Source organism: Ruegeria sp. I3 (genome assembly GCF_056532525.1).
In genome coordinates, this window is the sequence record NZ_JBQFNI010000018.1 from 1 (window position 1) to 11,858 (window position 11,858).

Here is an 11,858-nt window from a genome sequence, read left to right on the forward strand (position 1 = left end):
ACCGCCGGGCCAGAAAACCCGTCATCTCACCATTGCGGGTCTTCATGCCCAGATCGCGAAACGCTTTGAACGCTTCCACGCTGCCTTGTGCGGCAATCTCGTGGAACTGGTCATAGGCTGCCTGTGCCGCTTCATCCCGTTCTCCGCCAAGACGCGGGTCGAGGATGAACTGGTCATCGATCTCGGGTGTGTTCCGCTCGGCACCACCATAGCCAAACCCAAACAGATTGCTGCTCAGACCGGAGGCCGGGGTGGCAAAGAAAGCAAACAGGCTCAACACATAATCAGGCTTGTCCAGCAGGGCCGTTTGAACCGCTGCCAGCCGGATCGCCACCATGTCGTCGATGAATTTCTGCGAAAAGGCCGGTTTTGGTTCTTCCTTGATCTCCGGTTCTTTGACCGGGGCCAGAACACCAGCCTCAATGGCAGCCTGAACATGTTCCGCCGCGACATAGGCCGGGGATGTTTTGATCTCGCCATTGTTGGTGACATAGACAAACACGCCGGACAGCTTGCGCTGCGCGTCAGAATAGAACGGCGCCGTATAGTCCTCAAGCGCGGCCAGCTCCTTTTCACCATCCGCGTCCAGAGCCTCACCCTCATAGAGTTCGGCAAGTTCGTCATACCGTTCGGCCTGTCCTTCGGTGAAGTCCCGGCTCACCATGTCCAAACGGTGCATGTCTTTCGTACCCGAGAACCCATAGGGAATGTAGCTTTCCTCATGGGTGTCCACCCAGTCCCAGCCTTCCGCGTCGCGCAGTTTTTCCGCTTCTACCGCCAGTTTCTCGGCAAACAGACGATCCAGTAACGCGCCTTCATTGAATAGGGTTTCATCGGCAAACAGATCAGCGGTGACGGTGCCGCCCGCCTCAACATAAGCCTTCTGCCCGACAAATACGGCCTTGCGGCTAGTGCTGCTAACAGCCTCCGACGTCAGTGCCTGTTTGACATCATGCTCACTGAACCACCGACATTCTTTGGCCCGTTCCAGAACCTCCAGAATTTTCTCTTCTTCGGTGCTGACGGTCATGGCCTTGGCCAGCCCCATGCTGATCTCACCGGCTTTGAGCGCATCCAGAACGGCGGCGGGCAGACTGGCAAGCGCGAGGCGGCGGCGCACATGGGATTCGGTCACGCCAAACGCATTGCTGATCTTGGCAATAGACAGAGATTTCTCGGCCATTTTGCCATAAGCACGGACCTCGTCCACAGGGTCCAGTTCTTCACGGGCGGTGTTCTCCGCATTGGCCCATTGCTCAGCCACGAAGGGATTGTCCGTGACCTTAACGGGAACCTGTGCCAGATCAGCGCGCTCAGTCACGGCGATGTTCAGAGCCCGTAGGCGGCGACCACCGGCAACGATTGCGACTTTGCCATCGGTATCGCGCAACCCGCTGAGGTTCTGGATCAAGCCACACATAACCAAACTGTCGGCCAGAAGTGCAATACCTTCCTCACCAACCTCCTGTCGTGGGTTGATGTCAGACAGGTAGAGATCGGACAGGGATACGGTTTCGATGGTTTCCGGTGCGGTGAATGTTTCGACTTTGCTCATGGGGCAAATCCTTGTTTGAGTGTTTGAGATCGTGTTAAGGGTGCCCTACCCCTTCCGGGGTAGAGCGGAGCCGTTTAGATGGCTGCGTGTTGGATCAGGAAGCGGCGCGCGATGTGGAAATTGTCGCCCTTCCTGATTAGCGCCCACGCTTCTGCGATACGTTGCTGCAAGATTTCATTGCTCATGGTGTTCACCTCCTTTCCGGTTTGGGATTGAGATCAGTATTCGCTGGGGCACATGATGGTCAGAACGCGGCGCGTCACTGACGTGTCAAACGGCCGGTCGGACCCATACGTGTAGTCCGTGTCGTAAAGATCGATCTTCCAGAACAGCTTCTGGTCACGGACTGTCACCGCCCCAAAGGTGTGATCGCCATAGGGGTCATTGCCCTCGTCAAACTGGTCATCCGACGCCACCGCTGCCAAAGCTGCAGTCTGGAACTCCATCCCTTCACCTGACACGCCGGGCGTGACAAATACCTGACCCTGAATTCCCTTAGAATGCATCTCGATTGCCGCAGTCGGATCGATCAGCGCTTTCCGAAATAGGTCATTCTGGGTCGCAATCTCTGCCGCCTGCAGGCTGGTGTCAGTGTCGATGTCTTTTGTCTTTTCAATGTCCAAAACCGTCTCTCCTTTTGTGGTGCGACCTCTGGGGTTGATCCCCTTTGGTGCTGGTTTTGAGCCGAGCCCTGAAAGGGCGTCGTCTCTAAAACCTGCCCCGTGGCGAACGCGGAGAGGGGCGAGACAGGACCAATCGACAAGAGTGGTGCGGCCCGCAGCGCAGGCGCGCGAGGACACGGTATTGTCTATTTGTCTTGTCCGAGGGGGGAGGCCGCGCCTTCCCCCTTACGGAAGGTAGCGTTTGGCTTGTCCAAATCCCGCCTGACCCACAAGGAAAGGACAAAGGATCTCTGATCCTGCGTGAGCGCAAAAGGGACCGTCACCCGAATGGGCAGATCACCACGGCATGGACCGACCATGACCCAAAGCCCCTGCCCCGGCTCGCAAGAGACGGGTCAGGGGCTACTGGGACAGGGAGATCATTCTGGGGTGTTCTGGGTGGAAGCCGATACGTCGGCTGAAACCTAGAGCCTGCTCACGAGCCGAAAGGCTCGGGATTTGCCACAGAAACAGACTGCAGCCCGAAGTCACTCACCGACCGGAACATACCCTCGACGGAGCTTTTGCTTTTCGAGATTGTGGAGCGCTTCACTAGCCAGGGCTTCGTCATCATACGTCACCATCATGGCTTGCCCGTTCGTGCCAATACGCCCCCAGGTACGAAGCACTGAAACCTCCCCAAACAACGTCGGCTGCAACTCGATGCCATAGAACCGCGCCATGTTGATCTCAGGGTCCACATGGATCAGGTGCACAGGTGTGGTGTCTGTCAGCTCCATGACGCGATTGTCGATCAATAAAGCTCGTCTGTCCAATGACTTTGCTGGAACAGTCAATTGGCAAGGATTCAGAACCGTGATGAAAACATTCGACAACTCAATCTGTCTGATGCTTGCCTCGTACCCATCCAGGTACAGGAGCTCATATTGGCACCATTCCACATTCCGCTGCTGGAACCGTTGTGACCACTGGCCAGAGTAGGTACGGTTTTCTCATATCTTGCAAAACGAAATAGAAGGATGAAGGCAACGTGGCTGAAATCTTGGAAGGCGGATGTTTTTGCGGTGAGGTTCGATACCAGGTCACTGGCAGCGCAGTAATGCAACTCATGTGTTTTTGCAGTGATTGCCTATCGATGACCGGAACGGACGGTTATGCCGGGTACATGATAAAGTCGGAAGACCTGCAGCTGCTGAAAGGCAAACCACGGACCTTTGAGAAGACCTCAAAGGAAGGTCGACCTGTCATCAAGCATTTTTGTGGCACCTGCGGATCAGGCCTGTGGGGCGTGACAGCCTTCGGATTGACGAGCATTGCGGCTGGGACATTGGATGAGCCAAACAACTTCAAGCCAACGAGCAAGGTTTTTGTGAAAGATGCCCCCAACTGGGCCAGGGTTCCCCACCATTTGGAAGAAATGTAGCGTTTGAAGCTTTGGTATCACCTACATTTCTGTCTTGGAGTTGTTCCTCTTGGTGACCCGAGTTGCTACGATTGTCGTTGAGGCAATAAGCAGGACATCGCGATGCGCAATGCAATCTTTTTACCCCTAATGGCTTTGTTCCTGGGGGTCGTCATGGACGTTAAACCGGCGGCGGCCGCGTCACTCGGAACATATGAGGTTTTTGGCGTCGAAGACGGTGACATGCTAAAAATGCGCAGTGGGCCTGGAACAGGGTTCAATGTGATCGTTGGTCTTCCAAATGGAACCGCACTACGAGTTCACGGCTGTGAGCAGACCGGTGGCACCCGTTGGTGCCGCGTCTCTTTGGAGCGCGCGCGCAAGCTTAAGGGATACGTCTCTTGGGCATATTTGCGGAAAATCTAATACGACAGCGATCAGCACCACCATCTTTTAGCAATCATAGAATACCGGCGGAAACGCCCTGACGAATCCACTAGTTGGGCTCACACCCGTCGTCGAAGCGGCTCGCAACATCCCCGAATTCGCTGGGTTCAGGACGGCCCTAAGGCTTTGACTGGGGAGCGCTTGATCGCCTGCACCGTAACGGATTGATCCTGGACCCGGTTGGAAAGGCAAAATCGGTGGTACTGACCGATGAAGGCCTGCGCCGCTCCGAAAAGCTTTTCACAGAGCTTTTTGGGCGGGAGCCAAAGACATAGCATTCGCCATGACAAGTCCCTCCATGTAACGCAGGTCTGCATACGCGTGTGGGCTGGCTGGCGGTTGCAATCTGCGCTAAATCGCCCCTGTCCGGCAAACAGGGAGAAGCTGAAGATGACAACGGGGAACGATCTTGGTGGGCTCATCGGGTTTATCACCCGTGACGAGATTTGGCATGAGCGGCTCGCTGATGTGTTGGACGAGCATTTTCTGCCAGCGCTCGAGGCCTTCGATCTTGAGTTCGAGGATCTGGGCGACTTGCTGGGCGAGGATTGGCCGATGGTCCTGTGGGGTGGTGGCCTGGAAGATTTGCTGGGCAGGACATTCGGAGCGGACGCCGAAAACGCTGCGGATGCTTATCTGAAAGGGAGCGGTTCCAAGGAGAGTGCGCAGACCCGCGCCTATATCAAAGGATTGCGGGACGCGTCGGTCAGCCTTTATGAGGTGAGCGAGGTAGACCCCGGCAGATCCATGGTCTTGCGCAACATGCTTTCGGACGCAGAGCCGGTTACCGTCCGGGAACACAGCGCGACGCAGATGCTGCAGCGATGGGATCGCATCGCAGCTCGGGTTGTCGCACAGGGGGATTATAACGTGATCTCGGGGGCGCTGCTCCCATTCGACCCCGACACCGTCGCGTTTTTTGAAGACGGGCTCCGCTCCGTGTTGAAATTGAACCCCGACGTTGAACTGAGGCTGACACAGGATCAGCTACACCGTTCCGCACCCCTCTTCACCAATGCCTGGCTCTTCGCACATCTGCCGAACCTACTGGATCCGGAACCACCACAAATCAGCAACAGCGATGGCGACAACCTGCTCTTTCACGACATGCGCTTCCCCCTCGCCAGCAAAGTGACGCAAAGCCAGGTATCTGAAAAGCTAACACAGTCCGCAGAACTCGTGATCTCAGGCCAGAAGGATTGGACCTGGCTTGACCTCGACACCCCGTCCGGCACCAAGCACGGCACCGGCCTCGTGTTGGACAAATCAATGTCAGGGGCCTCCGTGCTTGGGTCCCTAGATCTGAAAGGTCGGACACTCACACTTTCTGTGAGCTCTACAGCGCGCGCTGAACGCGGCGAAGCCCTGGTCCGGGACCTCCTGGGCGACCTGGTGAAATCTCCGCTGACATCAATCCAGACCGCCGAACAGATGATGGCGGATGACAGCACGAGTAACGGAGTGGCAGAAGAAGAGGACATCCCCCGTGCCCTTGCCCGTCAGATGGCCCACGAATATCTCGAACAGCATTACCGCGATACGCTTGACCAGCCGATTCCTGCCCTGGATGGCAAGACCCCGCGCCAGGCCGTTCGCAGCACGGCGGGCAGGAAGAAAGTCATAGACTGGCTGAAGACAATCGAAAACCGCAGCGCGCGCCAGACCGGCTCTCCGGTGGCTGAGTATGATTTCGGCTGGATGTGGGACGAGCTTGGTCTGTCAGACTACCGAAATTGGACCAGCGATGGTTCTTGCAAAAACCGTTCCAAAGCTTCGCCTCCTGAACCCATCGACTAACCCATGTTTTCCCGGCTGCGTCTTGCAGAGATGTGGCAAGGGTTATGCTGTCGCTGCGCGTCCAGATGGTTTGCCTCGTGACAGCTGGGGCACAACAAAATTTCAGTCTCCGTGGACACACCGGTTTCATAATCGAAACAGTACTCTTGTCCACATATTTCCAGCACCTCTCCACTCTTGGCCAGTTCCGAACTTGTCACCTCGCAGTGATCACAAATTCCGTCCAAGAGAGCTGATTGGAGTTCAGAAAGAACCACTGTTTTCTGAAAATTGCACACTCTGTCACTCATAACTGCTTCAGGCTTTCACAAAATGGTGAAGAGAGAAAGCTTGTGAAACAAGAATTCAAGGGAATGTGACATAGCCCAATGGGTTCGAGATTTAGTTTCGCCGATCATTGCCTGTAAGCTGCGCGGCGCGTCGAACTTTCACGTCAGCCGCCATCCCACAACAGACCCGCGCACATCAAAATACAACCTGGGCTAGTCCTCCCAGCGAAACGCGTCGTTGTCCGCCTTCACCCGACCAATAGACGGCAAAGCGAAGTGGTTTCCCAGCACAATACATCCCGTTTCCGAGGCGCTTTCCAACAGTTTCCGACGGGATGTCACGGCCATCTCAGCATCGGAATCAAACATAAAATGCCACTCGGGATGCCAGCACTGGGCGGTTGTATGGATTGCATCACCTGTAATCAGAGCGCGCCGGTCGCCACTGGTGATTTCGACCGAGACATGACCTGGTGTTTGGCCTGGCGTGGGGATCAGAGTGACGGAATACACCCTGTCGCAGTCCTAAGGTTCACAGGAGGCCCGAGACAAAGTAGGTTTCTTGTGCAGAGGTAACGGCAATAGGCGTGGATCAGAATGGCGCGACAGCTCCCACTCGAAGGTAACAAGCCCTTTCTGGTTTACGCCGGCACTGGCACCGACCTGATTTTCAATCATGGAATTGAGCTTCCCGGTTTCGCGTCGTTTCCATTGCTGGAAGAACCTGGCACCAGGGTGATACTGGCCGGTCAAATGCAGGCTCTTGTCGATCTGGCCCGTGAAATGAATGTCGGATGCATCCTTGATGCGCCCACATGGATGGCGAACGCCGACCGGGCAGCGCCCTTGGGGTACGATGCAGAGCGGCTCGCCGAAGTAAACAAAGATGCGGTCAGTCTAATGGAAGACGTGCGCCAAGCTGCCGCTCGCGATGATGTACTGGTGTCGGCCTGCATCGGCCCGCGCCATGATCCTTACGCCGACATCCCGCCGGTACCCGTCGAAGATGCACGTCAATACCACGCCGCTCAAATGCACAGCCTGAAAGACACAAGCCTCGATCTGGTCACCGCTTATACATTCAACCGCCCAAGCGAGGCAGCGGGATGCATCCTCGCCGCCCGGGACGCTGAACTGCCGATCATCATGTCTCTGGTTGTTGAGACAGACGGGTGCCTGGCAGACGGGACCAAACTTGTGGACGGAATTGACCAGATCGACGCAGCAACCGACTCGGCGGCGCTGTTTTTTATGGTCAACTGCGCTCACCCTACCCATTTCGCCGGAGCGCTTGGCAACCACCCCCGGCTGAGAGGCCTTGTGGCGAACGCTTCGAGTTGCTCGCATGCGGAACTTGACGAAGCAGATGAGCTGGACGAAGGCGATCCAGCTGAACTTGGTAAACAGATTGCCGCGATTGCGAGGCAGAATCCGTCGATCCAAGTATTTGGAGGATGCTGCGGTACCGACATGCGCCATCTGAAATCGATGATCAGCGAACTAGCATAGCCAACTTGGTTCAATCTGAGCGATAACGCTGAGATCTAAGGTGATCCCGTAATTTCTTTCCACAACTTGTTAGGAGATCGGCCCATTCCTGCCGTTGACCGAGGGCGCGCATCGCTGCGGTGCGGCCCACCAGACCGGACTTTAGCTGCGACTGCGAAATCCAGCGATCGACAAACTCACGCATCGCGGACCAAGTGTGAATTCGCCGCGCTTGTCGCGATGGCAGCTCGGTGCGCTTCGCTGACGTCAGAACAAGCGTGAAAATGTATCGATTCTCGCCTGGATTGAAATACCTTCAAAGACAACACCAAAGAAGTGAATCTTTGTTCAGACTAACATGTTGGGTCTGCTTCTAGGGGGGGATGCCCAATGACCGAGACCGGCAAAACAGTCCACACGCCAGTGGCGCTTCAATGCCAAGTTCGGTGTGAATTTAGGCGTTCGCACCATCAATGGTCATCGGGTTAGCGCTCCGATTTGACACCAATATATTCCGGCAGATAACGCGGCGGCATTGGCCCCTTGTTCCGCCCGCCCTGTTGAATCTGTTCCCAGCCATGAGACAAGACGCCAACCGAGCGGGAAAGACAGAACAATCCCCGGGAAAGCGGTGCCGGGAACCCCAATTCGCAAAAGATAACAGCCGTGGCCCCATCGATATTCATCGCGATATCGGCACCGCGCTTACGTCCGATTTCCGTCTGTATAGCTTCACCGATATCGGCAAATCGCCCTTCTACAGTGCCTGACATCGCGGCCTCGCGTACCAACGCCATCAATCGCGGTGCGCGGGGATCGACGGGCTTGTGGAAACGGTGGCCAAAACCCGAGACGATCTTGCCATTTTCCTCACACCAGGCGGCGATACCGTCGCGGACGGCAACTTCCTGTTCAGCGCCGTCATCCATCCGTTTGGCGACGTCGAAATAAAGCTCGGCGCATTGTTCACCGGCGCCGCCATGCACGTCACCCAACATGTTGACCCCGGTGGCCATGACGTTGTTGAGCCCCAGCCCACAGGTCGCGGCCATACGCGCTGCGGCTATCGATGGCGCCTGCGGACCATGATCCACGCCCGCCACCAGCGCGCATTCAAAAAGCGCCGCCTGTTCTGGCGTGGGCAAATTGCCGCGCACCATGAGCCAGATCATCTGAGCAAAGCTGACGTTTCCGATCAGGTCCTGGATCGGGTGGCCGCGAAAGGCGATCCGCCCCGGAGCCATGTCGATAATTTCGGTGCGCCACCAGTGGCAAATGGCATCGGCGTCATTGCGTCCTGCGGGGTCCGTCATATCGCGCCATCCTTTGCCAGTTTTTCAATGTCTTCCGGTGAAAGACCTAACTCGCTCCAGATTTGAGAGTTGTGCTGCCCCAATGTGGGCGGTGGTGCATCGACGGTGGGCGCGCTGCCGTCCAATTTGATCCCGGTCGTGGCAACCTGAATGTCGCGTCCGACGCCGGGGACGTTTTCAAACTGGTCGAGGAAACCGCGGTCTGCAACCTGCGGCATTTCCAATACTTCCGGCACTGTCAAAACCGCTCCTGATGGCACACCAATGCTATTGAGTTCCTTGGCCCAGTCGCGCGGTGACCGGGTCTTCAACACGGTCTCCAGCTCAGTTTTCAGAGCCAGCCTATTGCGTTTGCGATCCTCGCGCGTGGCATATTCAGGCCGCTCGCGCAGCGCGGCCAATCCCAGGTGGTCCGTCAGTAGCTCCCATTGCTGGTCTTTGTTTGCGGCAATGTTGATCAACCCGCCCTTCGCTTCAAACGCACCGGAAGGCGCCGAAGTGGGGTTTTCATTGCCATTGGCAGTCGGATTGACGCCGGCGATCAGATAGTTCGACACCACCCAGCCCATTGTCGCCAGCACCGATTCCAGCATCGACACATCAATAAAGGTGCCGCGCGGATTGGCGTTCAGAGCAGATGAAATCGCAAAGGCTGCGGTGATGCCCCCCACAGTGTCTGCCACCGGATATCCAACGCGCAGCGGCGCGCTGTCGCTATCCCCGGTGATCGACATCACACCCGAGGTTCCCTGTATGATCTGGTCATAAGCCGGGCGGCGTATCCACGGGCCCTCTTGGCCAAAGCCGGAGATAGCACAATAGATGAGGGTCGGATTGGCCTCTTTCAGGGTCTGGTAGCCCACGCCGAGGCGCGTCATGACGCCGGGCCGGAAGTTTTCAACCACGACATCTGCAGTTTCGACCAGTTTCAGAAAAATCTCTCGACCCCGTGGGTTCTTGAGGTTGACCGTGACCGATTTCTTGCCCGCGTTCTGGGCGAGAAAGGACACGCCCATGTTGACTTTGTTCAGCTCTGGGTCGGCCCCCAGTTGGCGGGCGAGATCGCCCCGACCGACGGCTTCGACCTTGATAACCTCGCCGCCCAGATGCGCCAGATGATGACAACAGAACGGACCGGCAAGGACATTGGTCAGATCAAGAACACGAATGCCCTTCAAAGGTGTCTGCGACATTATCCGCGCCCCGCGTGTACAACCTTGGCCGCCGTGAAAAACTCGCGGCAATAGCTGCCTTTTTCCGGTGCACCATAAGAGGATCCCTTTCGGCCCGTAAAGGGTGCGTGGAAATCCATGCCGGCGGTGGGCAGATTGACTTGTATCATGCCTGCTTCGGCGTTCTGCGAGAAGTGATCGATTTTGGCGGGATCCCGCGTGACAATTCCTGCGGACAATCCAAATTCGCAGTCGTTGGACGTGGCCAGGGCGGCGTCGTAATCCGGCACGCGTAACACGGCGGCGATGGGCCCAAAGATTTCGTCTCGTGCCACGGCTGCGTCGGGTGACACATCCGTAAACAACGCAGGCGCAAAGTAATGGCCGGTTGTTTTGGATTTGACCTCGCCACCACCTGCGGCAAGCGTTGCACCGTCATCCACAGCCTGAGACACGTATCGTTTGTCGATGGCGAGCTGCGCTTCACTGGCGACCGGACCAATCTGGGTTTCCGGAGCGCGCGCATCACCGATCCGAAGGTCTTTCATTGCCGCGCAAAGACGGTCAACAAATGCGTCGTGAATGCCCTCGGTCACAATCAGGCGGGAAGACGCTGTGCAGCGTTGTCCGGTTGAGAAAAAGCTGCCCTGAACGGCGCAGTGCACCGCCAGATCCAGATCGGCGTCATCCAGCACGATCAAGGGGTTCTTCCCCCCCATCTCCAGCTGCATTTTCGCTCCTCGCGCAAACAGCGCCGCCCCCATATGGCGACCGACGGGTGTGGAACCGGTGAATGTGACCCCGGACACCTTGGGGTGCGTAACGATTGCCTCCCCAACCTCACGGCCTTTTCCCATCACAAGGTTGAACACCCCCTCAGGCACGCCCGCACGGGCAATAATATCGGACAACATCCATGCCGATCCGGGCACCAGTTCGGCAGGTTTGAACACAACCGTATTGCCATAGGCCAGAGCGGGTGCGATTTTCCATGCGGGGATCGCCAGTGGGAAATTCCAGGGCGTGATTACGCCCACAACGCCGATTGGCTCGCGTACAACATTTAGCGACACACCTTCGCGCAGAGATTGGTAGGTGTCGCCGGTCGCACGATACGCCTCAGCCGCGAAATATTTGAACAAATGCCCGGCGCGATGCGCTTCGGCCTTGGCTTCGGGCAAGGTTTTGCCCTCTTCGCGGGCCAGCATATCGCCCAGCTCGTCTACACGGGCGAGGATTTCCGACCCGATCCGGTCGAGCGCTTCGAACCGGACCAGAGGCGATGTCTTGCGCCAATTCGGCAGGGCCGCGGCCGCGGCCTCGATTGCGTCAACCGTTTGATCGGCGCTTGCCCGGGCATACTCGCCGATCGTGTCGTTCAGGTCGGACGGGTTGACATTGGGGGCCGCGTCGCTGCTAGCAACCCATGATCCGGCGATAAAGTTGGCAAAGGGGTTTGCAGTCATAGCGCTTCCTCAAGAACTGGTCGCCACCCGATATCTTCATGCCGGTGGTCCACAGTATTCACGTAAAAATAGGTCGGGCCATGATAGCCCCTGCACACCCGCCCATCGGCCCGTCTGGCAACCGGTTCGGCGGTCCAGCTGACCGCGCCGAACCAGTTCCACAAACGGTTATGAGGCGAGGTCAGATGATCCGGGCAAAGCGGTGCTGTACTATTGGCCGGGTCCGGTTGCGGAGCGTTCAACGCCCCGCTGCCCCCCACCAGCGCATCCCATTCATTGGGGCGCGTCGCCCCCTGAAAAGGGTCACTACAGGGCGTATCCCCCCC

12 protein-coding genes and 1 pseudogene are annotated in these 11,858 nt (G+C 57.2%); 5 read left to right on the forward strand and 8 right to left on the reverse strand.

Going from position 1 to position 11,858, the window contains the following annotated elements; translation table 11 throughout:
- From ACR0L9_RS20365 to ACR0L9_RS20375, 3 genes are all read right to left on the reverse strand, one after another.
- A partial coding sequence (locus tag ACR0L9_RS20365; RefSeq protein WP_480896565.1) for a ParB/RepB/Spo0J family partition protein occupies positions 1–1,555 on the reverse strand: 1,555 nt, incomplete at its 3' end.
- A 218-nt stretch (positions 1,556–1,773) separates the two neighbouring features.
- Complete coding sequence (locus ACR0L9_RS20370; RefSeq protein WP_152460664.1) at positions 1,774–2,178, reverse strand: DUF3768 domain-containing protein; 405 nt, start codon at positions 2,176–2,178, stop codon at positions 1,774–1,776.
- A 527-nt stretch (positions 2,179–2,705) separates the two neighbouring features.
- On the reverse strand, positions 2,706–2,957 hold the full coding sequence (locus tag ACR0L9_RS20375) for a WGR domain-containing protein (RefSeq protein WP_170418006.1): 252 nt from the start codon (positions 2,955–2,957) through the stop codon (positions 2,706–2,708).
- 251 nt (positions 2,958–3,208) lie between these two features.
- Here ACR0L9_RS20375 and ACR0L9_RS20380 point away from each other — a divergent pair, with 251 nt between their 5' ends.
- The 4 genes and pseudogenes from ACR0L9_RS20380 to ACR0L9_RS20395 all read left to right on the forward strand — a co-directional run bounded on the left by ACR0L9_RS20380 (position 3,209) and on the right by ACR0L9_RS20395 (position 5,824).
- Positions 3,209–3,601 (forward strand): GFA family protein, encoded by a 393-nt coding sequence (locus ACR0L9_RS20380; protein ID WP_152460663.1) that lies wholly within the window; start codon positions 3,209–3,211, stop codon positions 3,599–3,601.
- 102 nt (positions 3,602–3,703) lie between these two features.
- Entirely contained in the window at positions 3,704–4,006 is a 303-nt protein-coding gene (locus ACR0L9_RS20385; protein WP_152460662.1) for an SH3 domain-containing protein, read from the forward strand.
- Positions 4,007–4,161: 155 nt separating this feature from the next.
- A pseudogene (locus ACR0L9_RS20390) lies at positions 4,162–4,302 on the forward strand (DUF6429 family protein); the annotation flags it as partial.
- Between the two features lie 115 nt (positions 4,303–4,417).
- Positions 4,418–5,824 carry a DUF7986 domain-containing protein gene (locus ACR0L9_RS20395; protein ID WP_174819503.1) on the forward strand — a complete coding sequence of 469 codons (1,407 nt, stop codon included), beginning with the start codon at positions 4,418–4,420 and terminating at the stop codon, positions 5,822–5,824.
- Between the two features lie 482 nt (positions 5,825–6,306).
- On the opposite strand, the gene ACR0L9_RS20400 is transcribed toward ACR0L9_RS20395, so the two are convergent.
- Positions 6,307–6,606, reverse strand: coding sequence for an MBL fold metallo-hydrolase (locus ACR0L9_RS20400; RefSeq protein ID WP_170417797.1), 300 nt, complete (start codon positions 6,604–6,606; stop codon positions 6,307–6,309).
- Between the two features lie 84 nt (positions 6,607–6,690).
- On the opposite strand from ACR0L9_RS20400, the gene ACR0L9_RS20405 reads away from it, so the two are divergent.
- Positions 6,691–7,602 (forward strand): homocysteine S-methyltransferase family protein, encoded by a 912-nt coding sequence (locus tag ACR0L9_RS20405; protein ID WP_170417800.1) that lies wholly within the window; start codon positions 6,691–6,693, stop codon positions 7,600–7,602.
- 464 nt (positions 7,603–8,066) lie between these two features.
- Here the strand turns inward: ACR0L9_RS20405 and ACR0L9_RS20410 are convergent, their stop codons facing one another.
- The 4 genes from ACR0L9_RS20410 to ACR0L9_RS20425 form a co-directional block, all read right to left on the reverse strand.
- Positions 8,067–8,894: a citryl-CoA lyase gene (locus ACR0L9_RS20410; protein WP_170417803.1), complete on the reverse strand. Its 828-nt coding sequence runs from the start codon at positions 8,892–8,894 to the stop codon at positions 8,067–8,069.
- Positions 8,891–10,087, reverse strand: coding sequence for a CaiB/BaiF CoA transferase family protein (locus ACR0L9_RS20415; RefSeq protein WP_170417806.1), 1,197 nt, complete (start codon positions 10,085–10,087; stop codon positions 8,891–8,893). The genes ACR0L9_RS20410 and ACR0L9_RS20415 overlap by 4 nt, the downstream gene beginning before the upstream one ends.
- Positions 10,087–11,532, reverse strand: coding sequence for an aldehyde dehydrogenase family protein (locus ACR0L9_RS20420; RefSeq protein ID WP_170417809.1), 1,446 nt, complete (start codon positions 11,530–11,532; stop codon positions 10,087–10,089). The genes ACR0L9_RS20415 and ACR0L9_RS20420 overlap by 1 nt, the downstream gene beginning before the upstream one ends.
- Positions 11,529–11,858: hypothetical protein (locus ACR0L9_RS20425; RefSeq protein ID WP_480896566.1), on the reverse strand; the 330-nt coding region annotated here is incomplete at its 5' end. The genes ACR0L9_RS20420 and ACR0L9_RS20425, both read right to left, overlap by 4 nt.

What these genes read in the sequence shown, in the direction of transcription:
- ACR0L9_RS20375 (WP_170418006.1), bottom strand. Translation starts at nt 2,957, where the DNA reads ATGGAGCTGACAGACACCACACCTGTGCACCTGATCCATGTGGACCCT.
- ACR0L9_RS20385 (WP_152460662.1), top strand. Translation starts at nt 3,704, where the DNA reads ATGCGCAATGCAATCTTTTTACCCCTAATGGCTTTGTTCCTGGGGGTC.
- ACR0L9_RS20420 (WP_170417809.1), bottom strand. Translation starts at nt 11,532, where the DNA reads ATGACTGCAAACCCCTTTGCCAACTTTATCGCCGGATCATGGGTTGCT.
- ACR0L9_RS20410 (WP_170417803.1), bottom strand. Translation starts at nt 8,894, where the DNA reads ATGACGGACCCCGCAGGACGCAATGACGCCGATGCCATTTGCCACTGG.
- ACR0L9_RS20415 (WP_170417806.1), bottom strand. Translation starts at nt 10,087, where the DNA reads ATGTCGCAGACACCTTTGAAGGGCATTCGTGTTCTTGATCTGACCAAT.
- ACR0L9_RS20405 (WP_170417800.1), top strand. Translation starts at nt 6,691, where the DNA reads ATGGCGCGACAGCTCCCACTCGAAGGTAACAAGCCCTTTCTGGTTTAC.
- ACR0L9_RS20395 (WP_174819503.1), top strand. Translation starts at nt 4,418, where the DNA reads ATGACAACGGGGAACGATCTTGGTGGGCTCATCGGGTTTATCACCCGT.